We start from the raw sequence: 25,250 nt of genomic DNA, 5'->3' as shown, positions 1-25,250 counted from the left end.
ACTATTTTCCTAAACAAAATTCACCAAACATAACATCTAACATTTCATCATTTTCATATGGCCTTGTAATATTTGATATTTCATGTAAAGCTTCTGTTATATGGTGTGCAAAAAACTCTAATTCTCCACTATACAATGGACTTTTTGCCATTTTTATATTTTGTAATGTATTTTCAACACTATTTATTTGTCTTTTTGAAACAAGAGTTAGCTCATCTGTTCCACTATTTTCATCTAATATTTTTTCTATACTTTTAATAAGTAAATTAATATTCTCTTTTGTTGAAAGCTCTATAAATTCACCCAATAACTCTTTTTCAAAAGATGTTGGTAAATCTGTTTTATTTAGAATTTTGATAATATTTTTATTTTCTTGAGAAGATAGAAGCTCTAAAATCTTATCATCTTCGCTATCTTTAGTTCTACTATTATCAAACAAAGCCACAATAATATCTGCTTCATTTATAGCAGTTATTGATTTTTCAATTCCTATTTGCTCAATTACATCACTTGTATTTTCTCTAATTCCAGCAGTATCAACTATTTTTATAATGTGCGTTCCAATTTTTACACTCTCTTCAATTGTATCTCTTGTAGTTCCTGCGATATCAGAAATAATTGCTCTATCATAGTTAAGTAATTTATTTAAAAGACTAGATTTTCCTACATTTGGCTTTCCAATAATTGCAACTTTAAACCCATCAATCATACCTTCTCTTCTTTTACTAGCTTCTAGAGTATTTTCTAGTTTTTGTTCAATTTTTGATATCTTTTCTTCTATTTTTGAAAAGATATCACTAGGTAGATCTTCTTCAGCATAATCAATCGTAACCTCTGTATATGCAAGCATAAATAGTAAATCTTCTCTAATATCTTCTACAAAATCTTTAAGTTCACCCTTTAGTTGTCTAGCCAATAGTTTTACAGCATCACTACTTCTTGCTTCAATTATTTTTGATATTGCTTCTGCTTTGCTCAAATCTATTTTATTATTCAAAAAAGCTCTTTTTGAAAACTCTCCAGCAGTTGCCATTCTAGCGCCATACTCTAAAACTGTATCCAATACCAGTGAAGCAATAGCAACTCCACCATGAATTTGAAACTCAACTATATCTTCTCCTGTAAAAGAGTTTGGAGATTTAAAATATAAGACAATTGCTTCATCAATAATATTTTGTTCTTTATCATACAAATAAGATAGAGTTGCAACTCTTGGATTTATAGTAGTTTTTTGTGAGATTTTAAGAGCAATTTCAAGAGCTTTTGCTCCTGAAACTCTAACTATTGAAATAGAACCTATTCCAGATGCTGTAGCAATTGCTACAATAGTATCATCGTTATACAATATTAATCTTCTTTTTGTTTGTACTCATTTACAAGTACATATTTTTCACCTTTTACATTTGTTTTAACAGCAACATATTTCAAAGGAAACTCTTCTCTTAATCTTTTAAGAGCAATATGCACTAAAATACCATCAAGAGGCTTTGTTTTAAAACTCCCCTTCTCTTTGATTATCTCAATTACAGGCTCTAAGTATAGACAAATAGCAGCTTCTTGATTTTTTAAAAATTCAGCAACCTCAAGGCGAAGCATCAATCCAAATTTATCATTTATCCAGTTAAATAAGATATACGATAAAGCCTTGTATCTATAGCCCTCTTTTCCAATAAGTAGCGCCGAATCTTCTCCTAAAAATTCAATAAAAATTGTCTCATCATCATAAAAACTAACTTTTATATCTTCTAATCTAAAACAAGAGTTATCAAACAAAAGATTTAAACCACTTTTTATCTCAGATATTATTTCATCTTTTGATTTTTTGATTATAATTTTTGAAATATCATTTGATTTTTCTTCATGATAAAACTTATCAAAAATCTTCTCTTTTGATTCAACTTTTGGAACATTACAAGAAACTTCTTTTGTTTCTAAAGTTGTCTTGCAATCTTTTTCAATACTATCTTTATTAGAATTTTCCAATCTTGAACTAACATCTTCTATATTGACACTCTTATTTTTATAAGATTTCAAAGAACTGTTATTATCTACTTTATCTGTTTTACAAACAGCACATATTATAGCTCGTTTTTTTCCAAAACCCAAAAACCCATTACTTGGTTGCTGGAATACTTCAATTGAAAGTTCTGTAATAGAACATCCAAATTCTAAAGTTGCCATTTCATAGGCTTTTTCTAAACTATCTGCTTCAAACTTTTTCATAACTTCCTACTTAATTAGTATTTGCGACTCTTTTTTTCTCAAATATTCTATTAATAGTATATTGTTGAGCAATAGTAAATAAGTTATTTACAAACCAATATAGAGTAAGTCCTGCTGGGAACCACAAGAAGAAGAATGTAAACACTATTGGTAATAGTTGGAAAATCTTCTTTTGCATCTCATCTTGCATAGTATTTGGTGTGATTTTTTGTTGGATATACATTGTTGCACCCATTAAAATTGGTAATACAAAATATGGATCCATCTCAGCTAAATCATGTATCCATAAAATCCACTCAGCACCTTTTAATTCAATTGCATTTATTAAAACTCTATAAATAGCAAAGAAAACTGGAATTTGTAATAAAAGAGGAAGACATCCACCCATTGGATTTGCACCATGTTTTTTATACAACTCCATCATTGCCATTGATTGTTTTTGTTTATCACCTTTATATTTGTTTTGAATATCTTTCATTTTTGGTGCTAAATCTTTTAATTTTTGCATACTCATCATACCTTTATATGATAAAGGATAAAGTACAAGTTTAATTAAAATAGTTAAAACAACAATAGTCCAACCCCAGTTTCCAATATATCCTTGTAAAAATTGAAGAAGCACAAACATTGGTTTTGCAATAAATGTAAACCAACCATAATCTATTACATCGATTAATTGAGGATTTAAAGCCTCTAAATCTTTATAATTTTTTGGTCCCATAAATCCACTAAAATTTGTACTAGTTCCTGCTTGGATAAATGCTTGAGGGTCATTATTTGCATCAGGCATAAGAGTAACTGCTAATGATTTTTCAAAGTTATAAATAACAGTTGCATAATATCTATCAAAATTTGATATGAATTTAACACCTAATAAATCTTTATTACTTTTTAAATCACCATCTTCTATTGTGTCCAAAGTATCATCATTTAATTTTGCAATAAAACCATGAACAGCGTACATATCTGCAATTACATTTGGTCTAAATCCATTTGTAATAAAAAACTGCTCATTGTTTGTAGAGCTAACAGATAAATCATAGTGTCCATCTGGATAGAATGTAAACTTTTTTGTTAAAGTTGTACCGCTTAAAGTTTGAGTTAAAGTTAATTCTTGATTATTTGTTGTAGCATCAATATTTGAAGAACTAGCTACTACATCAACTTTAAAAGCTTCATCATTTAAAACTCTATTTGAAAATCTAACTTCTAATGGTCTCAACTGATTTGCAGCAAAAAGTTTAATTCGATTATTTTTATCATCTTTATACTTCTCTTCAAGCAAAGTAACTTGATATATTCGACCTAGATTATCTATTTCTATTATATTTTTCTCAGTTTTGATTGTAGCAACAATATTTTTACTCTCATTTACTACTGGTGCTAAAGAGCTTGTATTAGAATTTATCTGCTCTTTTATCTCTGGAGCAGCATTTGCTTTTTGCTCTTGCTCAATTTTTTGTTGTTCCATTTTCTCAATCTGTTTTGGCTTTAATACCAAAAATTCATAAGCTATAAAAAATACAAAAACCAATACTGTCATTATTATGAGTCGTTTTTGTAAACCATTGTTTTGATTATTACTATTCATCCTACTTCTTCCACTCCCTGTTTTTAACTACTAAAAATTTTCCATTTTTTAAAGGCACATACCAATATACTATTTTGATTTTATTATATTTGATATTTTGATTTTTTTTTAACCTATTTATTACTGGATAGTCAAAACCACCATCAAAAAGTTGGTTACACTTTAAAATGCGTACTATTGTATAAAAAATAGCCTTAAAAAAACCATTATTATCAAGTTGCCAAAGTGCATATTGTGAACATGTTGGATAGTATCTACACGAACCATATGATAAAACTGTTAAATATTTTTGATAAAACCTTATAAAAAGTTTCGAGATGGCTTTCATTTAAAAACTTCTAGCCTTTTAAAAGCAAAGTTAAAATCTCTTTTTAAATCTTGAAAATTCTTATCATGTATAAGATTTTTAGCTACAAAAATATAACTTCCTTCTTTTAATCTATCTTCATAGTCCAAAATACAAGCTCTTAATCTTCTTTTTGCCTTTGCTCTTAAAACTGCATTTCCAATCTTTTTTGAAGCAACAAAAGCCAATTTTAAATCATTTTTTGGCATAAAAAAAGCGACAAAAGTCGGCGTATGCCAACTTTTACCGCTTTTATAAAGTTTGTTGAACTCTTTTTGGCTATTAAGCCTAAAGTCCTTACTTAAACAGCTAATCTTTTTCTACCTTTAGCTCTTCTTGCATTAATTACTCTTCTACCATTTTTTGTAGCCATTCTTACTCTAAACCCGTGAGTTCTTTTCTTAGGAGTGTTATGTGGTTGATATGTTCTTTTCATCTTACTCTTACCCTTTTATATTTTTCAAAATTAAGTTGTGGATTATAGGTAAATTTTACTTAAACTATTCTTTTCTTTAAGATACGTTTACAACTATCTCATCATTTTTAATATCAAATTCAACACTACTTCCATCACCTATACTATCTTCTAGTATCAACTCAGCAAGCTTATCTTCAACTATCTCATAAATAGCTCTTTTAAGCGGTCTAGCTCCATATACAGGATCAAAACCAACTTTTGCAATATAATCTTTTGCTTCATTTGTTAAAGATATTTTTATACCTTTTTCTTCAACTTTTTTCTTAATATTATTAAATAGTATATCAACAATATTTGAAATTGCATCAATTCCTAATTGTTCAAAGATAACAATATCATCAAGTCGATTTAAAAATTCAGGTCTAAAATGAGATTTTAGCTCATCTAAAACAGCTTTTCTTCTTTGCTCTTTATCATTTATTTCAATAATTCTAGCACTTCCAATATTTGAAGTTAAAATAATAATTGTATTTTTAAAATCGACTGTAACACCTTTATTATCAGTTAATCTTCCATCATCTAAAACTTGTAAAAGTATATTAAATACATCTGGATGTGCTTTTTCAACCTCATCAAAAAGTATTACACTATAAGGTTTTCTTCGCACAGCTTCTGTTAATTGACCACCCTCTTCATATCCAACATAACCAGGTGCAGCTCCAACTAATCTGGAAACAGCGTGTTTCTCCATATATTCACTCATATCAAATCTAATTAGTGATTTTGGATCATCAAATAAAAATTTAGCTAAAGTTTTTGCACTCTCAGTTTTTCCAACTCCTGTTGGTCCTAAGAATAAGAAGCTTCCTATTGGTCTTGAAGTTTCACTTAATCCTGCTTTATTTCTTTTAATTGCTCTACTAATTGCTTTTATTGCTTCATCTTGACCTATTACATCTTTTTTTAAAACCTCTTCAACTTTTAGAACCTTTTGTTTTTCACTATCCATCATCTTATTTACAGGAATTCCAGTCCACTTTGAAACTATGGAAGCAATACTCTCTTCATCTACACTATTTCGTAAAAGTGTTCCCTCTTTTTGCATTCTATCCCATTTTTCACTATTTTCTTTTATTTTTGCTTCAAGTGCAGGTATTTCACCATACTCTATTTTTGCAGCTTCTTCAAATTTTGACTCACGTTTAGCTATATTTGCTTTCGTTTTTAGTTCATCAATTTTTATTTTTAGCTCACTTGTAGCATTAAAAGTTTGCTTCTCATTTTCAAATCTAGCTTCTAAGTTTTGTTTTTCCTCTTTTTTGTTTGCCAACTCCTTTTCTATCTCTTTAATTCTATCTTCGTTTTTTTGGCTTTTTTCCATCTTTAAAGCCTCTTTTTCTACATTTAGAGTTTGAATCTCTCTTTTAATAGTTGAAAGAGCTATTGGTTCTGACTCAATTTGCATTTTAAGCTCTGCTGCTGCTTCATCTATTAAATCTATTGCTTTATCAGGTAAGAACCTATCAGTTATATATCTATTTGAAAGTTTTGCAGCAGCAACCAATGCACTATCATTTATAGTAACATTATGATGAGTTTCAAGCTTCTCTTTTATACCTCTTAAAATATGTAAAGCTTCATTTACTGTTGGTTCATCTACTTTTATAGGCTGAAATCTTCTTTGCATTGCAGCATCTTTTTCAAAATATTTTCTATACTCTTTTAGTGTTGTTGCACCAATTGTATGAAGTTCACCTCTTGCAAGACTAGGTTTTAAAATATTTGCAGCATCCATACTTCCTTCAGATGCGCCTGCACCAATTATTGTATGAATTTCATCTATAAATAAGATTATATTTCCAGCTTGTTTAACTTCATCAATTACAGATTTTAATCTATCTTCAAACTCTCCTCTATATTTTGCACCTGCTATTAAAGCACTCATATCAAGAGTTACAACTCTTTTATTAAGCAAACTTGTAGGTACATCTTTATTTACAATTCTTTGAGCTAAACCTTCTGCAATTGCTGTTTTTCCAGTTCCTGGTTCTCCTATTAAAATAGGATTGTTTTTTGTTTTTCTAATTAAGATTTGCATCATTCTGTTTATCTGCTCATCTCTTCCAATAACAGGATCAAGCTCTCCATCAATAGCTTTTTTATTTAAATCTATCCCATATTTATTTAAAGCTTCAAGATTATCATCTCCACTTTGGCTATCTATTTGTTTTCCTGCTCTTATAGTTTCTAGCTCTTTTTTTGCTTCTTTTAAATCTATATATTTACCTAAAATATCTTTTATTACTTTATTATCAAAATTTGAAATAAGCCAAGTATCAATAGCTATAAATTTATCTCCATTGCTTGCCATTTGCCCTTGAGCTTTTTGAAAACTTTCATAAAGTTCACGTGAAAGTTTTATACTCTCTTTTGTAACACTACTTACACTTGGAAGTTTACTTGCATTTGATTTTGCTTCAAGCTCAATTGCAGCTTTATTTACATTCATTTTATTTAATAATTGATTTAAAACTGAATTAGTATTTGTAAGTAATGCCCAAATCAAGTGAACTATCTGCACCTCTTGATTTTTATTATGTAAAGCTAAAGCTACACTACTATCTATTGTCTCTCTTAGTTGATTTGTCATTTTTTCAAAAATATTGTCATTCATATTAGCACTCCTAGTATTTAATTGCTAATGTTATTATATAACTTTAGTCAAGTCTTGTCAAGTTTTATATAAAATATATTTTTTATTATAATACTTTTCTAAGAAAAATAAAAGGTTTTTTGTGAAAAATTTATGTGGAATAGATGAAGCAGGACGTGGTCCACTTGCTGGTCCTTTGGTTGTTGCTGGAGTTATTTTGGAAAAAGAGATTTTAGGATTAAATGATTCAAAAGTATTGAGTGAAAAAAAAAGAGAGAAACTTTTTGATGAAATAAAAGAGAAATCAAAATATCATATAGTTTTCAAAAGTGCAAAAGAGATAGATGATTTTGGTATTAGTTTTTGTCTTAAATCTTCAATTTTAGAAATAATGGAAAAATTACAAGAATTTAGCGATAATTTTTTGATGGATGGAAATACAAATTTTGGTATAGAAAATCTTCAAAAAGAGATAAAAGCAGATGCAAAATATGCTAGTGTTAGTGCTGCTTCAATTTTAGCAAAAGTTAGCCGAGATAGATTTATGGATGAGATTTCACCACTTTATGCGAACTATAACTTTCATAAACATAAAGGATATGGAACAAAAGCTCATATTGAAGCTATAAGAGAGTTTGGAAGAAGTGATATTCATAGATTTAGTTTTAAATTAAAAACTTTAGGAGAAACAGAGTCTTTATTACAAAAAACTCTGTTTTGATTCTATTTTACTCATATCTTAAAGCATCTATTGGATTTAATCTTGCTGCTTTTCTTGCAGGAAAATATCCAAAAACAACTCCAATCAAAGTTGAGAATATAAACGATATTAAAATTATTTGAGTATTTATAATATATGGTAATTCAAATATCTGTACAACTCCATAACCAACACCAAGCCCAAGTAAAATTCCAATAATTCCGCCCCAAGTTGAAAGAACTATTGCTTCAATTAGAAATTGCAGTAAAACTTCACTTTGCATAGCACCAATAGCAAGTCTTATTCCAATCTCTCTAGTTCTTTCAGTTACAGAAACAAGCATAATATTCATAATCCCAATTCCACCAACAAGTAAAGAGATAGCAGCAATTGAACCTAGCAAATATGTTAGCATTTTTGTTGTACTTGTCATAGTATTTAATATATCTTTCATATCTCGTATATGAAAATTATCCGCTTCTCCTAATTTTATAGCTCTTCTATCTTGCATTAATGAAATTATTTGTGCTTTTGCATCTTCAATATATTTTTCTTCCATAACTGATACGATTATTGTAGATACATCTAAATTTCCTTGAATCTTTCTTTGATACATTTTAAGAGGTGTTATTACAACCTCATCTTGGTCTCTTCCAAAACTACTAGCTCCTTTTGAAGCTAAAACCCCAATTACACTACAAGGGAAGTTTTTTATTCTAATAGTTGCACCTATTGGATTTTCATCTCCAAAAAGATTTTTAACAACTGTTGTCCCCAAAATACAAACACTTTTTCCACTTGAAAGTTCACCTTCTTCAAAAATTCTTCCTTGTTCAACTTCCCAATCTTTTATAATAAAATAATCATTTGTAGTTCCAACAATTAAAGATGAATTACTTTTATTTCCAAAAACAACATTTGCCATACTAGAGTTTTCTGCTGTTACTCCTTTTAAATTTGCAACTTCATTTTTTATAGCTGTTATATCTTCAATTTTAAAAGGTTTTGCACTATTATCATCTCTTGGAGCTCCTCTTTTTTCTTGTCCAACTCGAACATTTAGCATATTGCTTCCAAGTTTTTCTATATTTGCTGTTACATTTGCTGTTGTTCCATCTCCAATCATAACCATAGCAATAACAGAAGCAACACCAATTACAATTCCCAAAATAGTAAGAATTGATCTTAATATATTTCTTCTTATCTCTTTTATTGCTATTAATAAAGCATTTAACAACATTATTTAAATCCTTTTTTTAAAGAATCTTCTATATTTCCATCTCTAAAATATATAACTCTTGAAGCATAAGCAGCCATCTCTTCTTCATGTGTCACCATAATAATAGTAATATTTAACTCTTCATTTAATTTTTTTAGTAACTCCATAACCTCAATACTTTTAATACTATCAAGATTTCCAGTAGGTTCATCTGCCAAAAGTAAAAGTGGATCTGTAACAATAGCACGTGCTATTGCAACACGTTGTTGCTGACCTCCACTAAGCTCTGCTGGAGTATGTTTAATAACACTTTCAAGCCCAACTTTTTTTAGAGCCTCAACTGCTAGTTCATATCTTTTCTCTTTTGGAACTTTTCTATAAATTAAAGGCAACTCAACATTTTCTAAAGCAGTTGTTCTTCCTAGTAGATTAAATCCTTGAAAAACAAAACCTATATAGTTTCTTCTTAAAATTGCCATTTGATTTAGATTTAAATTCTCTACATTCACACCATCAAACAAATACTCTCCACTACTTGGCTTATCCAAACATCCAATAATATTCATAGAGGTAGATTTTCCACTTCCACTAGCTCCCATAATAGCTACAAATTCACCTTTATGAATCTTTAAATCCACTCCATTTAAGGCAAAAGTCTCATTCGCACCTTTACCATAAATTTTTTTTATATTTTTAAATTCAATTAAAACTTCACTATTTTTCATAAATTTCTAATTTCCAGATTTTTGTGAAATAATTACTTCATCACCAATATTTAAAGTTTCAGAAAAAATAGATGACTGTTTTGAATCACTATCTATAACTTTAACTTTTAACTCTTTTGGTTTTCCAGATTCAAGAATATAAATAGTTGCAAAGCCATCTTTTGCTTTATTATCTTTTGTAACACTTCCTTGAGGTCTAAAATTTGGTGGTGTTCCAAAACTAGCTGGTTTTGTACCTGCTTTTTCAGTACTATTTTTTGGAGTAAATCTTAATGCACTATTTGGAATTAAAACCTGATTTTTTATATTTTTTGTAATAATTTTTGCATTTGCTGTCATTCCTGGTTTTAAAAGAAGTTCACTATTATCAACACTTACAACAGTTTCATAAGTTACTACTCCATTTGTAGTAATTGGGTTTAACCTTACTTGCTTTATTTTCCCTTTGAACTCTTTATTTGGATACGCATCAACTGTAAAAGTTACATCTAAGTTATCTTTAATATCAGCAACATCTGCTTCATCAATACTTACAACCAAATCCATATTTGTCAAATCTTTTGCAAGAGTAAAAAGCTTTGGAGCTTGCATTGTAGCTGCGAGTGTCTGCCCTATTTCTACCTCTTTATTTAAAACTATCCCATCAATAGAAGATTTAACACTAGCTTTTTCTAAATTTTGTAAATCATTTTTTAAATTTGATGAAGCTTGAGCTACTTTTGATTTTGATGCTTCTAAAACTGCAATCGCTGATTCATAAGCAAATTTTGTATCATCAAACTCATTTTGTGATGGATACTTTCCACCAGAATTATCAAACATCTTTTTTGTTCTATCATATAACAATTTTTTATTTTTAAGAGCTACTTCACTCTCTTTTTGATTTGCTTTTGCAATAGCTAAAGCTGCTCTTGAACTTTCAACTTGAGCTTCTAGTTTTGTTGTATCAATTTTTGCTAAAACTTGACCAACCTTAACCTCATCATTAAAATCTACAAAAATCTCTTTTATAGTTCCTGATACCTCAATTCCTATTTCAACACTATTTGTAGGTTTTATATTTCCACTAGCACTAACAACAACCATCAAATCACCAGTTTTTACTTTTGAAGTTATATAATCTACTTTTTGGCTATCACTTTTTGGAAAAAACATATAAATTAAAATAGCAATAACAAAAACAATAATTAACAAACCTATATATTTGTAAGAACTTTTCTTATCTTTATAATTATTTAACTCTTCTTTTAAATTACTCATAATTTTTTAACCTTTAATTTTTTATCTTAAAATATAATTTTGCATATTGTTGCAAAATATTTATCTTATTTATCAAAATATCAAACTCATTTATAGTTTTTGTATTTTCTAAAATCTCTAAATCATACTTTGATGTCATTCCAGCTTCACTTGAAATTTGATTTGCACCTATTAACTCTTCATAAAGTTTTATATTTTTATTTATTGTCTCATTTTGTTTTAAATATGTATCAATTTTTGTAAAAATCTGTTCATACTCAAATGCTGTTTCATTTTTCAAATCATTTACCAGGGCTTTTTGTTTTAAAACCTCTATTTTCGACTCTTGAATTTTTGAAGATTTTGTATAATCATATAAAGGCATAGATAAAATTAAACTTCCGCTAGAAGTTGCATCATCTTTATTTGTATCATTGATCATACTATTAAACTTCTCATCTTGATTTGAGTAACTAGCTTTTGCACTTAAACTTAATTTTGGAAGATATTGACTCTTTTTTATTTTATATTCACTATTTAACATCTCAACTTTTGCATCTGCTTCTAAAATTGAGTAGTTTTTATCCAAAAAAATATCTTTGTTAGTTTCTTGAAAATCTAAAATTTCAATCTCATCATACTTCAAATCTGTATATTTTGCTAACTCTTGCTCTTTCTCTTTTAAGCTATTTTTTAAAGCTATCTCCTCTTTTTGTATTAAATTTTTACTCATAATTGCATTATTGAGTTCTATAATATCAGTTTTTCCAGCTTCATATTGAATTTTTTTAATTATTAACTCAATATCTTTATTTACAATTCTATAATCATTTTGATTTATCTCTAACTTCAATTTTTTAATATCTAATAAAGTATTATAAATTGTATAAATAAGTTGTGAATTTTGATTCTCCCATGACAACATCTCATATTTAAATCTATTATCAGCATAGTCAATTTTAAAACCTATTCCACCTGATTCAAAAATAGATTGAGTAAATCCAATAGATGCACTCTTTGTATTTTTATTATTTAAATTACGACTATTTTCATCAGAAAAAGAGTGATTTCTTCCAATATTTCCACTTAAATCAATAGGACTTATCCAATCATATTTTTGACTTTGTTGTCTTGTTTGTATAGACTCTTTTTCCAAAAGTCTATACTCTTTTTTATCTTTTTGAATAATTTGTAAATCTTTCTCATTCGCATTTAAATGATTTATAAATAGACTCAAAATTAATAAAACTAATAGTAGCTTTTTCAATTCTCTTTCCTTTAAAGTTTATGCAAAATTATATATAATATATTTTAATACTATTTTAACAAAAATTAATTTTATTACAAAATTAAGATAATTATTATCAATATTGTAATATAATTCTAAAAATTTTTAAAAAAGGTTTAATTTTATGGATGATATTGAAACATTAAAACATTTAGTTGATTATGGAGTAATAGCTTTATTAGTAATTATGAGTTTTATTGCTGTTTTTTTCTTTATAGAAAGAGTTTTGTTTTATAAAAAAATTGATGTAAAAAGCTACAAAACAAAAAAAGCTTTAGATGTTGCACTTACAAAACATCTTACAATAATTGGAACTATTGCTTCAAACTCTCCATATATTGGACTTTTAGGAACTGTTTTAGCGATTATGCTTACATTTATGACAATGGGAAATGCAGGAGATATTGATGCTTCAAAAATTATGGAGAGTTTAGCACTAGCTCTTAAAGCAACTGCTGCTGGATTAGTTGTTGCAATTATATCTATGGTTTTTTACAATATATTAAGTAGATTTGCAGAAGTTTTGGAAAGTGATTATGAAGCTACAGAAATATGATTCAATAAATGTTATCCCATTTATAGATGTTTTATTAGTACTTCTAGCAATTGTTCTATTAACTTCTACATTTATAACAAAAGGGATAATTCCTGTAAATTTACCAGATTCTAAAAATGCTAGTAAATTAAAAAGTGATAAAGAGGTAGTAATAGTTATAAATAATCAAGGTGAACTATTTTTAGAAGATATAAACATATCTTTGGAAAATATTGAATTTGAACTTTTAGAAAAATCTAAAGATACACCAATTCATTTAAATACTGATAAAGAGACAAAATTTGAACATTTTGTAAATGTTTTAGATATGTTGAAGAAAAATGAATTCTCGAATGTATCAATAGTAACAAAGAAGTAAAGGTTTAAAATGAAACGATATTTAAACTCTTTTTTTATAACTAGTTTTATATATTTAATTCTTGCCATAATGTTCATTAATGTTATTAGTGAAATAAGCCTTGAAACAAAAAAAGAAGAAGAGAGTATTACAAAAATATCATTAAATAGTGTTGCAATTCAAAAAGTGGAAGAAGTTACAAAAGAGATAGAAAAAGAGATTGTTACTGAACCAATTATTGAAAAAATTGTTGAAAAACCTGCACCAAAAATTATAGAAAAGCCAAAAAAAGTTGAAAAAAAGATTGTAAAACAAGAGAAACAAATTGAAAAAGTTGTTGAAAAAACTCCAGAAAAAATAGTTGAACAAGCAACTGAAAATATTGAAAAAATGCATGTAGCTGAACAAAATGAAACTTCACAAAAGCAACAATCTTCTATTCAAGAAAATTCAAACAACGAAAAAAATAAAAATCTAGAGAGTGAATATTTAGCAAAAGTAAAAAATAAGATAGAGAAGAATAAAGTCTATCCAAAAGTTGCAAAACGATTAAATCAAACTGGAAAGGTGATAGTATCTTTTGATATTTTAAAAGATGGAAAAGTTACAAATATAAAAATTATTAATAAATCAAAATTTGAAAAATTGGATGAAGCAAGCATTGAACTTCTTACAAATATAGGATTTTTTGAAGCCATTCCAAATGAATTAAATAAAACAGTTTGGAATATTCAAATTCCTATAAACTACCAAATAAATTAAGACTCTTCTACCCTATTTCTTCCATTTTCTTTAGCTTTATAAAGTAGATTATCTACGAGTAAAAGAGTATCTTCTACACTTTTACTCTTTGAAAACTCTGTTACTCCTATGCTAATTGTTATTTTTCTATTCATCTTATAAGAAAAATTATTCTCTTCAATAAGAGCTCTTAAATTTTCAGCAATTTTTTTTGCAATATCTTTTGAAGTGAATGGAAGAATAATCAAAAACTCTTCTCCTCCCCATCTTCCAATAATATCTGTTTTTCTAAGATTATTTTTTAGTAACTTTGAAATATCTTTTAAAATACAATCTCCTACTAAATGACCTAAAGTATCATTTATACTTTTAAAATAATCAATATCAATAAGTATTAAACCACAAGAGTAACTATCATTTCTATCTATATTATCTTTTTGTGAAGAGAGCTCTTTATCTATTTTAAATCTATTATAAAGTCCTGTTAACTTATCTGTTAAATACAATTTTTTAAGTTTTTTATTTAGTATTTTCAACTTTCTTTGATAAAAAATCAATCCACCAAAAATAGTGGTTGTAAATATAACTAAAAATATAATCTCTTTTAAACTAAACCAACCAACTTGTTCCGTAATAATGGTCCAGTTATTTAAAAACTCTTGTTTTTTTGTTTCATCTAAATCATCTACAAGTCTTGAAAATATATCATTTAAAATAGGTTCATCATTTCTAGTCCCTATTGAGAGCTCATCTAAAATATCAAATCTAAAGCCAATTTTTAAACTATTTGAAAACTCTTTTTGTATTGTTGAAGATAAAACAAGCGCATTATCAATATATCCATAAACTTCTCCTTGTTCTACTAAATAAAGCCCTTCATTCATAGATGCAACTTCAACTATTTTTAAATATGGAAGATAATCTTTAATATATTCAGCAATAAAATGTCCTTTTAAAATAGCTATTTTTTCATTTTTAAGAAGTGAAATATCTCTTAAAAAAGGTTTGTCTTTTTGTGTTGTAACTACAATAGGAAGAGTTAATATTGGTTTTGTAAAATTTAAGTAGCTCATTCTATCATAGCTAGGAGAAATTGAAGATATAATATCACACTTTTTATCTTTTATAAAATCAAGAGATTCATTCCAGTTGTTTGTAGGTACTACATCTATATTTATTTGAATTTTTTCCTCAAAATATCTTTTTAAATCAGATGTTATTCCAGAAATTTTTCCATTTTTGATAAACTCTATTGGATACCAATAAGGATCAATACACATCTTTAAACTATGTTTACTATTTAAATACTCTTTTTCACTTTTAGTTAAAGAAAAATCACTAGGAATTTTATCTACTATATTTTCAAAAAAGATATGATTTATTTTTTGGTTTGGTTCTATCATACCAGAATAACTTAGCTGTTTTACTAATCTTTGTGTTAATTCAGGACTTACTTTTCCAATAGGATAAAAATCTCTCATCATAACTTGATTGACAACATCTGTCTCATAAAGAAGCGCTTCTTTTGACTTATTAACTCTATATTTCTTTATTAAAATATCTATAATCTCTTCTTTATTTTTTAAAGCATACTCCCAACCACGATTTGTTGCTTCAATAAATTTCTGAGTTCTAGCTTTATTGTTAAAAGCTTCCTCTTTTGAAGTATATAAATTTACAGCACTCATAACAAATCCATAATCAGCCGGATCTATTATGTTGTAATCTATTTTTCTTTTATCTAATTCATATAATTGATTTGACCTAAAAGCACTCATTATTTCAACTTTACCATTAATAAAATCATCTATTTTAAAATTATGTGGTATAAATTTTGTATTTGAAAAATTTATATTAAAATGTGAAAGAAAAAGTGCTAAAGAGCTATTTTTTAACTCATCTTTATTTCCCATAATAGTTTTTCCCAAAAATTGTGAAGGGGTTTTTATATCTGGTTTTGTTATAAAAACTAAAGGTGATTTTTGTAAATAAGTTGCCAAAAGAACTATTGAAGCTATCTTCTTATTTTCTAAAACTATATTTGAACTTGATATTCCATATGTAACTTTATTATTTAAAACATCAAAAAGTATATCTACTTCTGGATTATACTCTTTAAGTTCAACATCCAAACCGACATTCTCATAAAATCCTTTCTCTTTTGCAGCAATAAATCCAGCAACTTCAAACTGATATTTCCAATTAAATTGAATAGATACTTTTTCTAAACTTGATGAATACAAAAATGTGCTTACTAACAGTAACAAAAATAATTTCATAAACACCCCATAATTTATATACATTTTAAACTAGTTTTATTTCATAAAAATTTTTTGAGCCAAAAATTTATGCACTTTCCAATCATCTTTTTCATTTAAAGTAACTACTATAAATGATTTAGAACTTTTTTCATCATAAAAAGCAGTAGCTAAAGTTCTTCCACTTTGTTTTGTATATCCTGTTTTGCCTGCAAAAGCCTTACTATTTTCTACAACTAGTTTATGCTTATTTTTCCAAATTTGACCATCTAAACTATTTTTATATGAAGATTGACCTGATATATCTTTAAATTTGCTATTTTTTAAAGCCAATTCAAACATAACTGCTACATCTTTTGCAGTTGATATATTGTTTCCAAGTCCTGTAACATCTACAAATTTTGTATTTTTTATACCAAACTCTTTTGCTCTTTTATTCATAAGTTTTACAAATTTTTCTTCACTTCCAGCAATATGTTCTGCCAAAGTAACTGAAGCATCATTACCAGAGCGAAGCAACATTCCATGAACAAAATCTTTTATAGTACAAATTTGATTCTCTTTTAAATATATAGATGAACCTTGCTGTAAAGTTGCTCTCTTTGAAACTACCACTTCATCATCTAAGTTACTATTTTCTAAAACAATTAAAGCAGTCCAAATTTTTGTAAGACTTGCTATTTTATGTTTTTTATTTGATTTTTCTTCTATTAAAACCTTATTTGTATTAGCATCTATTACTACAAATGATCTATCACTTTGTGCAAATAAATAAATATTAAAAATAAAAAACAATACTATTAAATAGTAAAATCTTCTCATCTAATACCTTTTTTATTCTAAAATTATGGATTCTAACCTAGTGTATAAAATCACTTTTTTTATTATATCTAAATTATTTGAATTTTATTTTACTAGAAAAAATAATTTTATTTATGTTGAAAAATAATTATTATTTGACTAAAAAGAGTTTTAAAAAATAGTTTATTTAGAGTAAATTTAATGATTTTTTTATTTTAAATAATAAAAAAGAGAGTAAAAATTACTCTCTTTTAAAAAATATTTTAGTTTTTTAATTTATAAAAACTAACTTATTACATCATTCCAGGCATTCCGCCCATTCCACCCATACCGCTCATATCAGGCATACTAGGTCTATCTTCTTTAATATCTGTAACAGTTGCTTCTGTTGTTAAAAGTAGTGATGCTACTGAAACAGCATTTTGCATTGCAACTCTTTCAACTTTTGCAGGATCTACAATTCCAGCTTCAAACATATCTACATACTCACCACTTGCAGCATTAAATCCTAAGTTCTCATTTGAAGATTTTTCAACCTCATTTGCAACAACTCCAGCATCATATCCAGCATTTAAAGCAATCTGCTTTAATGGTGCTTTAATAGCTCTTAAAACAATAGCAGCTCCGATTTGCTCATCACCACAAAGATCAAGTTTTACTTTAGCAGCTGCTCTAATTAATGCAGCTCCTCCACCAATTACAATTCCCTCTTCAACAGCAGCTCTTGTAGCACTTAAAGCATCATCAACTCTATCTTTTTTCTCTTTCATTTCAGTCTCTGTTGCTGCTCCAACTTTAATTACAGCAACTCCACCACTTAATTTTGCAAGTCTCTCTTGTAATTTTTCTCTATCATAATCGCTTGTTGTATTTGCAATTTCTGCTTTAATTTGGTTTACTCTTGCAAGAACTGCGTCTTTACTTCCACTTCCATCAACAATAGTTGTATTATCTTTATCAATTACAATTTTTGAAGCAGTTCCAAGTGCACTTAAATCTGTAGTTTCAAGTTTCATTCCCATCTCTTCAGATACAACAGTTGCTCCTGTTAACACAGCAATATCTTCAAGCATAGCTTTTCTTCTATCACCAAATCCTGGAGCTTTAACAGCTGCAATTTGTAATGCACCTCTTAATCTATTTACAACCAAAGTAGCTAATGCTTCACCATCAACATCTTCTGCGATTATTAAAAGAGGTCTTCCAGATTTATTAACACCTTCTAAAATAGGCAACATCTCTTTTAATGAAGAGATTTTTTTATCATATAGTAGAATAAATGGATTATTAAACTCTGTTGTCATTTTTTCAGGATTTGTAACAAAATATGGACTTAAATATCCTCTATCAAACTGCATTCCTTCTACAACATCTAGCTCATCAGAAATTCCTTTTGCCTCTTCAACAGTAATAACACCATCTTTTCCAACTTTTTCCATAGCTTCAGCAATCATTTTTCCAATTGCACTATCTGAGTTTGCTGAAATTGTTGCAACTTGCTCTATCTCTGTTTTATTTGCAACAACTTTTGAAGATTTTTTAAGCTCTGCTAAAATAGCTTCACAAGCCTTATCCATTCCTCTTTTTAAAGAGATTGGGTTTGCTCCAGCTGTTACATTTCTAAGACCCTCTTTGAAAATTGAGTGAGCTAAAACAGTTGCTGTTGTTGTTCCATCTCCAGCTTCATCAGCAGTTTTGCTAGCAACCTCTTTTACAAGTTGGGCTCCCATGTTTTCTAAAGTATCAGCAAGTTCAATCTCTTTTGCAACACTTACTCCATCTTTTGTAATTGTTGGCGCACCAAAAGATTTTTGAAGTAAAACATTTCTTCCTCTTGGACCCATCGTAACTTTAACTGCATCTGCTAATTTTTCAACTCCAGCAAACAGTCTATTTCTTGCATTATCACTAAATATAATCTCTTTTGCCATAATATTTTCCTTTTTATTTTATATAAATCTTAATTTATCAAATCTCTAAAATTATTTACGTAAATTTTAATTACATAACACCAATTATATTTTCAACATTTAAAACTAAATAATCTTTTCCTTCAAGTTTTATTTCAGTTCCTCTATATTGTTCAAATACAATTGTATCTCCAACTTTTACATCTTCAACTTTACTTCCAACTGCAATAACTTTAGCAGTTTGAGGTTTCTCTTTTGCATTATCTGGAATTATAATTCCACTTGCAGTTTTGTTCTCAACCTCAGTTCTCTCAACTAGAACTCTCTCACCTAGTGGTTTAAAATTCATTTTCTTTCCTTTATTTGTTGTAATTATTTTTCTTTTGTAGCTTAGAATTTAGCACTTACAAATTCTAAGTGCCAAATTTTATACAATTTTTTCTTTTTTGTCAATAAACCTTTAGTCAAATCTACTAAGAGTTGTATTTTTTATGTCTATTTATATAATTTATTAGAAGTTCAAAAAGTGAATCTTTTAAATTCTTATCAAAACTATTCATAGTTTCTAAACACTTTTTAGACAATTTATCTGCACTTTTTAAAGCATCTTCAAGTCCTAATAAATTTACAAAAGAGTTTTTAAAACTATCATTTTTTGTAGTTTTTCCAGCAATTTCACTGCTTTCAAGTTCATCTATAATATCATCTTGAATTTGGAAAAGAAGACCTAAATCTAAGCCAAAATTATATAAATCTTCTTGTATATTTTCATCATAATTTGAAATAATAGCACCCATTTTTAAACTTGCAGCTATTAACTTTGCCGTTTTATGAATATGTAAAAACTCTAATTTTTCAAGTTCCAATTTTTGCTTTTCAAATTGGCAATCTATTGCTTGACCAATTATCATACCATTTAATCCACCATTTTCGCCCAAAAGTTTAATAAGTTCTATTTTTACATCATTATGCAGTGCTGAATTTGCTATTAGATTAAAGCTTTCGCTATTTAGAGCATCTCCAACTAAAATAGCTGTTACTTCATCATATTTTTTATGTAAAGTAGTAAAACCTCTTCGTAAATCAGAATTATCCATAGATGGTAAATCATCATGAATTAAAGAGTATGTATGCAAAAATTCAACAGCAAGTGCCACTTTTAAAGCATTTTCTATAAGCAAAGGTTTCTTTGATTTTACAACACTCAAAAGTAACATCGGTCTAAATCTTTTTCCACCAGCTTTTAACATATCTTGCATAGCATTTTCAAAATGTGGGTGAAAAGTATCTATTTTTGGTAGATTATTAAGTAAATAATCCTCAAATTTTTCTAAAAGTTCTTTCATCTATTTTTGACCTAAATTCCCTAATCCACCTAAATTTCCCATCAAATTCATAGCCATTCTTTTTTTATTCTCTTCACTTTGTTTTATAATATCATTCATACAAGAGATTAAAAGTATTTGTAATGAGTCTTTATCTTCAAGAAGTGAGTCATCAATTTTTAAATCAACAACTTCAGAATTACCATTGATTGAAATTTCAACCATTCCACCACCAGCTTTTGCTGTAAAAAGGTTTTGAGCACTTTTTTCTTGTTGCTCTTTAGCCATATCTTGGAATTTATTTATCATATCCCCAAGATTTAAATTTTTTAAATCAATACCATCAAACATAGTTACCACCTACTAAATCATTTGTAATAAGTTCAATATTGTTTTTATCATCTACTAACACAACAGTTGGTTTATAATTTTTCAACTCTTCTTCATTATATGTTGCATAAGCTATTACAATTATCTTATCTCCAACAGATACTTTTCTAGCAGCTGCACCATTTAGACACATATCTTTTTTACCAAACTCACCTTTTATTACATAAGTTTGAAATCTCTCACCATTATTAATATTTACAATATCAACTTTTTGCCCAACTCTAAGATTACTAGCTTTCATCAACTCTTCATCAATAGTAATTGAACCAACATAGTTTAAATTTGCATCGCTAACAGTTGCTCTATGAATTTTGCTGTATAACATTTCAAAAGTCATTTAGAAAATCCTTTATTATTTTTTCAAAGCTATTATACTATACTAATTTATTATAAAACTAAATTAAAGGAAAGAACTATGAAAAAGATTATATTTCTCTTTTTATCTTTTGCACTTTTTTTATTTGCAAATGAAGATACAAAAAAAGATCCTATTGCTATTTTTGATACATCTAAAGGTATTGTAAAAATAGAATTAAAACCAAAGATAGCTCCAAAAGCTGTTGAAAATTTTATTGGTTTAGCAAAAAAAGGCTACTATGATGGGCAAATCTTTCACAGAGTTATAAAAGGATTTATGATTCAAAGTGGTGATCCTACTGGAACTGGTGCTGGTGGAGAGTCTATTTGGAACAAAAGTTTTGAAGATGAGTTTGCACCAAATGCAGTTTTTGATAAACCATTTATTTTAGCTATGGCAAATAGAGGTAAAAATACAAATGGAAGTCAATTTTTTATAACAACAGCTCCAACATACTGGTTAAATGGAATGCACACAATTTTTGGATATGTAATTAGTGGAAAAGATGTTGTAAAAGAGATTGAAAATGTAAAAACAAATGGAAGAAGTGGTGGTGATAAACCTTTAGAAGATGTTAAAATAAATAAAATTACAATAGAAGAGTAAAAAATAAAAATAGAGGATTATAAAATTAATCCTCTAGCTCTTCTTTACAAACAACTTTTTCGATATCCATAATAACTAGCATTTTATTATCTTCTACTCTTACATAACCTTTTAAATACCTAGCAGGAATTCCAGAACCCATCTCAGAAACTGAAGCTAACATTGAAGTATCTATTTTTTGTGTATCATCAACTAAATCAACTACAATTCCAACCATTCTTTTATCTTCTGTAATTACTATAATAATAGAAGTATTAACATCATAAAGAGCTGGACCTGTATTAAACTTAATTCTAATATCTAAAATAGGAACAACTTCTCCTCTTGAATTAATTAAACCTTTTACCCAATCAGAAGTATTTGGTAAAATAGTAATATTATCTGGATAAGTCAATATCTCTTTTATTTTTGGTAACTCAATAGCATATTTCATTTTCCCCAATTCGAATGTCATAAACTCAGTTATATTTGGAGTAGCGCTTTTTTCATGATTATGTTCCATTTTAATCCCCTTATTTCAATATTTTCGTAAGCAAAATTGCTGTTATTTTACCTTTTGTTTACTTAAACTAATTATTTTACACTCTGCAATTATATCAATGGATTGTAGCTCTACAATATCATCTACTTTTACTAAATCCAAATTTATAAGCTTCTTATTTTTACTCAATTCAACTAAACCATCTTTTTGTCTATTTTCTGGATTATTTAAAAGATAATTTGATTTTAAACTCTCCAAAATATTAGAAGCAATTTGAAACTTTTGATTTAAAGTTTGAAAAAACTGCTCTTTTAAAAGTTTTATTTGTGACTCTACAAAAAATAGTTTAGAATTTATTGAATTTTGCTCAAAACTTGCTTTTAAGTTTTTAAGCTCTTGCTCTTTTTTTTCAAAAGTTGTTTTTAAAACTTTTTGAAAATTTTCAATTAAACTATCTATATATAAAAGATGTTCACTTTGACTAGGAAGTGCTATTTCCATAGCATTTGATGGAGTTGCAGCTCTTATATCAGCTACAAAATCACTTATTAAATAATCTATTTCATGTCCAACAGCAGAAATTATTGGTGTATTTGAGTTAAAAATTGCATCTGCTACAAGTTCACTATTAAAAGACCATAAATCTTCAATACTTCCTCCACCTCTTCCAACAATCATAATATCACAATTTAAACTATCAGCAAATTTTATATTTTTTGCAATATCTTCAATACTTCCATTTCCTTGAACAAGAGTTGGAATAAGTATTAACTCAACTAAATTCCATCTAGAACTTGCAACTTTTTTCATATCTTCTATAGCAGCACCTGTAGCACTTGTTACAATTGCAATTTTTTTTGGATATTTTGGAAGAGGCTTTTTTATACTTTGTTCAAAATAACCTTTTGCTTGAAGTTTTGTTTTAAGTTGCTCATATGCTAAAGCCAAACTTCCTATTCCATCTGGTTCAATTTTAGTACAAAGAAGTTGATAATTTCCTCTTGGAACAAAAACAGTTATATTTGCAGTAATTTGTACTTTTTGTCCATTTTCTAACTCAAATTTCAGATATTTTGTATTACCTTTAAACATTACGCAAGATATTGTTGAATTATCATCTTTGATCGAAAAATATATGTGCCCAGAGCTATGAATAACTAGGTTTGAAATCTCTCCAGAAACAAAAACTTGCATGAAAGTTGTCTCTAAAAGAGATTTTATTTGTGTATTTAAAGTAGTTACACTAATTGGATTCATCTATATTTTTTTTGCAATTATTAGTGTAGAAATTTTCATAGAAAAAGCTTTTGTGTATATTGGTTCTAATCCAGCATTTTTAAGCTCTTTTTGTAAATTTGATGTTGTTAAAAACTCATCAATAGAGTCTGGTAAATATCTATAAGCCTCTTTATTTTTTGATATTATTCCACCAACAACTGGTAAAATTTTATCCATATAAAATGCTGTTAAATAATCAATTGGTGTCTCTTTTTGATTTTTTGTAAATTCACTAATTACAACTAAACCACCTTTTTTAAGAACTCTTGCAAACTCTACAAAAGCCTCTTCTCTTTGTACTACATTTCTAATTCCATAAGAGATTGATACTATATCAACACTCTCATTTTCAAGTGGCATAGATGTTGCAAAAGCTTCTATAAATTGAACTTCTGGAAGTTTTTTCTTTCCAACTTCCATCATTCCAACACTTGGGTCTATTCCAACAATATTTTTTAGAGTAATTCCTTTTTTATTTGCATTTTGTTTCCAAAAAATTATCATATCACCAGTTCCACAAGCAACATCAACAATTTTTTCTATCTCTTTTTTACCATATAATTCAAAAGTTTTATTACAAGCTTTATCTCTCCAACTTTTATCTATTCCCATAGATAAAACTCTATTTGCTTTATCATAAGTTGGTGCAATATTATTAAACATTGATACTATTTTTTCTTGTTTTTCCATATAAATTTTTCCTATTTTATAAATGTTTTTTCTAATAAATTATAAAAGATATTTTCCTATAAAAATACCAATAATTAAACCAATATTTAAAGCAACTGCCACTTTCATAATTGACAATTTTTTATCAGAATAAGGAAGCCTATTTACAATATCTTCTTGAAGTTTTAAACTCTCTTGAAAACTAGAAGATGCTTTTTCTAAATTATCAATAGATTTTCTAATTGCAATTTCACTAAACTCCATTCTTTCAACAAGCTCTTTTGCTTGTTTAAAGCTCATTTCACTCATTTTTTAATCTCTATCCATTTATCTAAATCACAAAATACTTTATTTAAAGTATTTAAAACATAATCTTTTGCTTCAGTTTGTATTCTTCTAAAAAATAGATATTTTCTAGCAGCTTCAACATCTCCTAACTCTTTTGCTTCAATAGCTTTTTTAGCAAAGTCTGTGTTATTGTAAGCCATTTCCCAAACTGTACTTCCTAAATATCTGCTCATTGTAATAATCTTATCATTTTTAACAGGAAAATATTTTGGATTTTTTACAAAATCACAAATAACCGAGTTTGAGTCAAGATATTTATGCCCAAAGAAGTTTATAAACTGCTCGCTATAATAATCCTCTTCCATAGATATAGCACGTGTGAGTGCAAAAATAATATTATCTTCTGGATTTTTCTCTATTTTTCTAATTTTTTTCATAGTTGCAATTGCATTTTTCCCATCAAGTTCACCATCTCCCAAAGGAATAATCCACTTAACATTTCCAAAACTTCCAACTTTTTTTATCTCATCTAGAACCAAACTTGAAGTTTTATTTCCACCAACATCGACAATAACTTCATGTTTATCATCCATCAAGATAAGTTCATCTAAATCTGTAATTCTATTTGTTCCTAGCATTCTTTTGTTTACTATTTCAGTTCTTGTAAAAGATTGTGAATCATTATTTTCATCATCAATTTCTATATAAGTGATTTTTTTACCATGCTTTTTATACAAATATGGAGCAATAACCTGCATAGCAACAGTAGATTTACCTACTCCACCTTTTGTTTGAGGAATTATTATCATTTTATAAGCCTTTTTTAAACAAATATTTTTTGATTTTATCT

28 protein-coding genes are annotated in these 25,250 nt (G+C 27.5%); 5 read left to right on the top strand and 23 right to left on the bottom strand.

Annotation, left to right across the window (positions count from 1 at the left end):
* Position 1: 1 nt before the first annotated feature.
* The 7 genes from mnmE to AC5LG6_RS06565 form a co-directional block, all read right to left on the bottom strand.
* Positions 2 to 1,345 carry a tRNA uridine-5-carboxymethylaminomethyl(34) synthesis GTPase MnmE gene (mnmE, locus tag AC5LG6_RS06595; protein WP_498586022.1) on the bottom strand — a complete coding sequence of 448 codons (1,344 nt, stop codon included), beginning with the start codon at positions 1,343 to 1,345 and terminating at the stop codon, positions 2 to 4.
* A gap of 2 nt (positions 1,346 to 1,347) precedes the next feature.
* Positions 1,348 to 2,223, bottom strand: coding sequence for a Jag N-terminal domain-containing protein (locus AC5LG6_RS06590; protein ID WP_066404918.1), 876 nt, complete (start codon positions 2,221 to 2,223; stop codon positions 1,348 to 1,350).
* A gap of 10 nt (positions 2,224 to 2,233) precedes the next feature.
* Entirely contained in the window at positions 2,234 to 3,814 is a 1,581-nt protein-coding gene (gene yidC / locus AC5LG6_RS06585) for a membrane protein insertase YidC (protein WP_498586021.1), read from the bottom strand.
* A 1-nt stretch (position 3,815) separates the two neighbouring features.
* Positions 3,816 to 4,142 carry a membrane protein insertion efficiency factor YidD gene (gene yidD, locus AC5LG6_RS06580; protein ID WP_066219336.1) on the bottom strand — a complete coding sequence of 109 codons (327 nt, stop codon included), beginning with the start codon at positions 4,140 to 4,142 and terminating at the stop codon, positions 3,816 to 3,818.
* A complete protein-coding gene (gene rnpA, locus AC5LG6_RS06575) occupies positions 4,139 to 4,474 on the bottom strand; it encodes a ribonuclease P protein component (protein ID WP_082746786.1) in 336 nt (111 codons plus the stop codon). The genes yidD and rnpA overlap by 4 nt, the downstream gene beginning before the upstream one ends.
* Positions 4,462 to 4,596: a 50S ribosomal protein L34 gene (gene rpmH / locus AC5LG6_RS06570; RefSeq protein ID WP_024775877.1), complete on the bottom strand. Its 135-nt coding sequence runs from the start codon at positions 4,594 to 4,596 to the stop codon at positions 4,462 to 4,464. Before rpmH ends, rnpA begins: the two co-directional genes overlap by 13 nt.
* 76 nt (positions 4,597 to 4,672) lie before the next feature.
* On the bottom strand, positions 4,673 to 7,252 hold the full coding sequence (locus AC5LG6_RS06565) for an ATP-dependent Clp protease ATP-binding subunit (protein WP_498586020.1): 2,580 nt from the start codon (positions 7,250 to 7,252) through the stop codon (positions 4,673 to 4,675).
* A gap of 121 nt (positions 7,253 to 7,373) precedes the next feature.
* On the opposite strand from AC5LG6_RS06565, the gene rnhB reads away from it, so the two are divergent.
* Positions 7,374 to 7,952, top strand: a complete 579-nt coding sequence (rnhB, locus tag AC5LG6_RS06560; protein ID WP_498586019.1) for a ribonuclease HII — start codon at positions 7,374 to 7,376, stop codon at positions 7,950 to 7,952.
* Positions 7,953 to 7,959: 7 nt separating this feature from the next.
* Here rnhB and AC5LG6_RS06555 read toward each other — a convergent pair whose 3' ends face one another.
* The 4 genes from AC5LG6_RS06555 to AC5LG6_RS06540 are packed head-to-tail and all read right to left on the bottom strand — an operon-like array spanning position 7,960 to position 12,381.
* On the bottom strand, positions 7,960 to 9,171 hold the full coding sequence (locus AC5LG6_RS06555) for an ABC transporter permease (protein WP_434242327.1): 1,212 nt from the start codon (positions 9,169 to 9,171) through the stop codon (positions 7,960 to 7,962).
* On the bottom strand, positions 9,171 to 9,875 hold the full coding sequence (locus tag AC5LG6_RS06550) for an ABC transporter ATP-binding protein (protein ID WP_066404911.1): 705 nt from the start codon (positions 9,873 to 9,875) through the stop codon (positions 9,171 to 9,173). Before AC5LG6_RS06550 ends, AC5LG6_RS06555 begins: the two co-directional genes overlap by 1 nt.
* 6 nt (positions 9,876 to 9,881) lie before the next feature.
* Positions 9,882 to 11,135 (bottom strand): efflux RND transporter periplasmic adaptor subunit, encoded by a 1,254-nt coding sequence (locus tag AC5LG6_RS06545; RefSeq protein WP_498586018.1) that lies wholly within the window; start codon positions 11,133 to 11,135, stop codon positions 9,882 to 9,884.
* 13 nt (positions 11,136 to 11,148) lie between these two features.
* Positions 11,149 to 12,381, bottom strand: a complete 1,233-nt coding sequence (locus AC5LG6_RS06540; protein WP_498586017.1) for a TolC family protein — start codon at positions 12,379 to 12,381, stop codon at positions 11,149 to 11,151.
* 145 nt (positions 12,382 to 12,526) lie between these two features.
* Here AC5LG6_RS06540 and exbB point away from each other — a divergent pair, with 145 nt between their 5' ends.
* From exbB to AC5LG6_RS06525, 3 genes are read left to right on the top strand one after another with little or no spacing between them, the layout of a single operon-like run.
* A complete protein-coding gene (exbB, locus tag AC5LG6_RS06535) occupies positions 12,527 to 12,958 on the top strand; it encodes a TonB-system energizer ExbB (RefSeq protein WP_066219319.1) in 432 nt (143 codons plus the stop codon).
* Positions 12,939 to 13,316 carry a TonB system transport protein ExbD gene (gene exbD / locus AC5LG6_RS06530; protein ID WP_066156159.1) on the top strand — a complete coding sequence of 126 codons (378 nt, stop codon included), beginning with the start codon at positions 12,939 to 12,941 and terminating at the stop codon, positions 13,314 to 13,316. Before exbB ends, exbD begins: the two co-directional genes overlap by 20 nt.
* A gap of 9 nt (positions 13,317 to 13,325) precedes the next feature.
* The gene (locus AC5LG6_RS06525) at positions 13,326 to 14,057 is read left to right on the top strand and encodes an energy transducer TonB (protein ID WP_187472178.1); all 732 of its coding nucleotides are present in this window, start codon (positions 13,326 to 13,328) and stop codon (positions 14,055 to 14,057) included.
* Here the strand turns inward: AC5LG6_RS06525 and AC5LG6_RS06520 are convergent.
* From AC5LG6_RS06520 to panD, 7 genes are all read right to left on the bottom strand, one after another.
* Positions 14,054 to 16,315, bottom strand: a complete 2,262-nt coding sequence (locus tag AC5LG6_RS06520) for a diguanylate cyclase (protein WP_498586016.1) — start codon at positions 16,313 to 16,315, stop codon at positions 14,054 to 14,056. The genes AC5LG6_RS06525 and AC5LG6_RS06520 overlap by 4 nt on opposite strands.
* A 36-nt stretch (positions 16,316 to 16,351) precedes the next feature.
* Complete coding sequence (locus AC5LG6_RS06515; RefSeq protein WP_498586015.1) at positions 16,352 to 17,116, bottom strand: D-alanyl-D-alanine carboxypeptidase family protein; 765 nt, start codon at positions 17,114 to 17,116, stop codon at positions 16,352 to 16,354.
* 272 nt (positions 17,117 to 17,388) lie between these two features.
* Positions 17,389 to 19,026 carry a chaperonin GroEL gene (gene groL, locus AC5LG6_RS06510; RefSeq protein WP_498586014.1) on the bottom strand — a complete coding sequence of 546 codons (1,638 nt, stop codon included), beginning with the start codon at positions 19,024 to 19,026 and terminating at the stop codon, positions 17,389 to 17,391.
* A gap of 70 nt (positions 19,027 to 19,096) precedes the next feature.
* Positions 19,097 to 19,354 (bottom strand): co-chaperone GroES, encoded by a 258-nt coding sequence (gene groES / locus AC5LG6_RS06505; RefSeq protein WP_066219304.1) that lies wholly within the window; start codon positions 19,352 to 19,354, stop codon positions 19,097 to 19,099.
* Between the two features lie 124 nt (positions 19,355 to 19,478).
* A complete protein-coding gene (locus tag AC5LG6_RS06500; protein ID WP_498586013.1) occupies positions 19,479 to 20,351 on the bottom strand; it encodes a polyprenyl synthetase family protein in 873 nt (290 codons plus the stop codon).
* Positions 20,352 to 20,681, bottom strand: a complete 330-nt coding sequence (locus AC5LG6_RS06495; protein WP_066156179.1) for a YbaB/EbfC family nucleoid-associated protein — start codon at positions 20,679 to 20,681, stop codon at positions 20,352 to 20,354.
* Entirely contained in the window at positions 20,674 to 21,057 is a 384-nt protein-coding gene (gene panD / locus AC5LG6_RS06490) for an aspartate 1-decarboxylase (protein WP_066156182.1), read from the bottom strand. Before panD ends, AC5LG6_RS06495 begins: the two co-directional genes overlap by 8 nt.
* A 78-nt stretch (positions 21,058 to 21,135) precedes the next feature.
* On the opposite strand from panD, the gene AC5LG6_RS06485 reads away from it, so the two are divergent.
* Positions 21,136 to 21,684 carry a peptidylprolyl isomerase gene (locus tag AC5LG6_RS06485; protein ID WP_498586012.1) on the top strand — a complete coding sequence of 183 codons (549 nt, stop codon included), beginning with the start codon at positions 21,136 to 21,138 and terminating at the stop codon, positions 21,682 to 21,684.
* A 25-nt stretch (positions 21,685 to 21,709) separates the two neighbouring features.
* Here the strand turns inward: AC5LG6_RS06485 and AC5LG6_RS06480 are convergent, their stop codons facing one another.
* Genes AC5LG6_RS06480 through AC5LG6_RS06460 form a run of 5 tightly spaced genes read right to left on the bottom strand, consistent with a single transcriptional unit; the run spans position 21,710 to position 25,209 of the window.
* The gene (locus AC5LG6_RS06480) at positions 21,710 to 22,186 is read right to left on the bottom strand and encodes a chemotaxis protein CheW (protein ID WP_066156187.1); all 477 of its coding nucleotides are present in this window, start codon (positions 22,184 to 22,186) and stop codon (positions 21,710 to 21,712) included.
* Between the two features lie 42 nt (positions 22,187 to 22,228).
* Entirely contained in the window at positions 22,229 to 23,422 is a 1,194-nt protein-coding gene (gene xseA / locus AC5LG6_RS06475) for an exodeoxyribonuclease VII large subunit (protein ID WP_498586011.1), read from the bottom strand.
* Positions 23,423 to 24,133, bottom strand: a complete 711-nt coding sequence (gene ubiE / locus AC5LG6_RS06470) for a bifunctional demethylmenaquinone methyltransferase/2-methoxy-6-polyprenyl-1,4-benzoquinol methylase UbiE (protein ID WP_066219286.1) — start codon at positions 24,131 to 24,133, stop codon at positions 23,423 to 23,425. It lies immediately after the preceding gene.
* 39 nt (positions 24,134 to 24,172) lie between these two features.
* On the bottom strand, positions 24,173 to 24,421 hold the full coding sequence (locus AC5LG6_RS06465; protein WP_105912941.1) for a hypothetical protein: 249 nt from the start codon (positions 24,419 to 24,421) through the stop codon (positions 24,173 to 24,175).
* Positions 24,418 to 25,209 (bottom strand): P-loop NTPase family protein, encoded by a 792-nt coding sequence (locus AC5LG6_RS06460; RefSeq protein ID WP_066219283.1) that lies wholly within the window; start codon positions 25,207 to 25,209, stop codon positions 24,418 to 24,420. Before AC5LG6_RS06460 ends, AC5LG6_RS06465 begins: the two co-directional genes overlap by 4 nt.
* Between the last annotated feature and the right edge of the window lie 41 nt (positions 25,210 to 25,250).

Source organism: Arcobacter thermotolerans, assembly GCF_983172305.1.
Note: the sequence above shows the minus strand (reverse complement) of the source record. Positions and strands in the feature narration are given on the sequence as shown.

Excerpts from the sequence above, each read along its gene's own strand:
- AC5LG6_RS06590 (WP_066404918.1), bottom strand. The coding sequence starts at position 2,223 with ATGAAAAAGTTTGAAGCAGATAGTTTAGAAAAAGCCTATGAAATGGCA.
- yidC (WP_498586021.1), bottom strand. The coding sequence starts at position 3,814 with ATGAATAGTAATAATCAAAACAATGGTTTACAAAAACGACTCATAATA.
- yidD (WP_066219336.1), bottom strand. The coding sequence starts at position 4,142 with ATGAAAGCCATCTCGAAACTTTTTATAAGGTTTTATCAAAAATATTTA.
- rpmH (WP_024775877.1), bottom strand. The coding sequence starts at position 4,596 with ATGAAAAGAACATATCAACCACATAACACTCCTAAGAAAAGAACTCAC.
- AC5LG6_RS06565 (WP_498586020.1), bottom strand. The coding sequence starts at position 7,252 with ATGAATGACAATATTTTTGAAAAAATGACAAATCAACTAAGAGAGACA.
- AC5LG6_RS06555 (WP_434242327.1), bottom strand. The coding sequence starts at position 9,171 with ATGTTGTTAAATGCTTTATTAATAGCAATAAAAGAGATAAGAAGAAAT.
- AC5LG6_RS06550 (WP_066404911.1), bottom strand. The coding sequence starts at position 9,875 with ATGAAAAATAGTGAAGTTTTAATTGAATTTAAAAATATAAAAAAAATT.
- AC5LG6_RS06545 (WP_498586018.1), bottom strand. The coding sequence starts at position 11,135 with ATGAGTAATTTAAAAGAAGAGTTAAATAATTATAAAGATAAGAAAAGT.
- exbB (WP_066219319.1), top strand. The coding sequence starts at position 12,527 with ATGGATGATATTGAAACATTAAAACATTTAGTTGATTATGGAGTAATA.
- exbD (WP_066156159.1), top strand. The coding sequence starts at position 12,939 with ATGAAGCTACAGAAATATGATTCAATAAATGTTATCCCATTTATAGAT.
- AC5LG6_RS06525 (WP_187472178.1), top strand. The coding sequence starts at position 13,326 with ATGAAACGATATTTAAACTCTTTTTTTATAACTAGTTTTATATATTTA.
- AC5LG6_RS06520 (WP_498586016.1), bottom strand. The coding sequence starts at position 16,315 with ATGAAATTATTTTTGTTACTGTTAGTAAGCACATTTTTGTATTCATCA.
- AC5LG6_RS06515 (WP_498586015.1), bottom strand. The coding sequence starts at position 17,116 with ATGAGAAGATTTTACTATTTAATAGTATTGTTTTTTATTTTTAATATT.
- groL (WP_498586014.1), bottom strand. The coding sequence starts at position 19,026 with ATGGCAAAAGAGATTATATTTAGTGATAATGCAAGAAATAGACTGTTT.
- groES (WP_066219304.1), bottom strand. The coding sequence starts at position 19,354 with ATGAATTTTAAACCACTAGGTGAGAGAGTTCTAGTTGAGAGAACTGAG.
- AC5LG6_RS06500 (WP_498586013.1), bottom strand. The coding sequence starts at position 20,351 with ATGAAAGAACTTTTAGAAAAATTTGAGGATTATTTACTTAATAATCTA.
- AC5LG6_RS06495 (WP_066156179.1), bottom strand. The coding sequence starts at position 20,681 with ATGTTTGATGGTATTGATTTAAAAAATTTAAATCTTGGGGATATGATA.
- panD (WP_066156182.1), bottom strand. The coding sequence starts at position 21,057 with ATGACTTTTGAAATGTTATACAGCAAAATTCATAGAGCAACTGTTAGC.
- AC5LG6_RS06485 (WP_498586012.1), top strand. The coding sequence starts at position 21,136 with ATGAAAAAGATTATATTTCTCTTTTTATCTTTTGCACTTTTTTTATTT.
- AC5LG6_RS06480 (WP_066156187.1), bottom strand. The coding sequence starts at position 22,186 with ATGGAACATAATCATGAAAAAAGCGCTACTCCAAATATAACTGAGTTT.
- xseA (WP_498586011.1), bottom strand. The coding sequence starts at position 23,422 with ATGAATCCAATTAGTGTAACTACTTTAAATACACAAATAAAATCTCTT.
- ubiE (WP_066219286.1), bottom strand. The coding sequence starts at position 24,133 with ATGGAAAAACAAGAAAAAATAGTATCAATGTTTAATAATATTGCACCA.
- AC5LG6_RS06465 (WP_105912941.1), bottom strand. The coding sequence starts at position 24,421 with ATGAGTGAAATGAGCTTTAAACAAGCAAAAGAGCTTGTTGAAAGAATG.
- AC5LG6_RS06460 (WP_066219283.1), bottom strand. The coding sequence starts at position 25,209 with ATGATAATAATTCCTCAAACAAAAGGTGGAGTAGGTAAATCTACTGTT.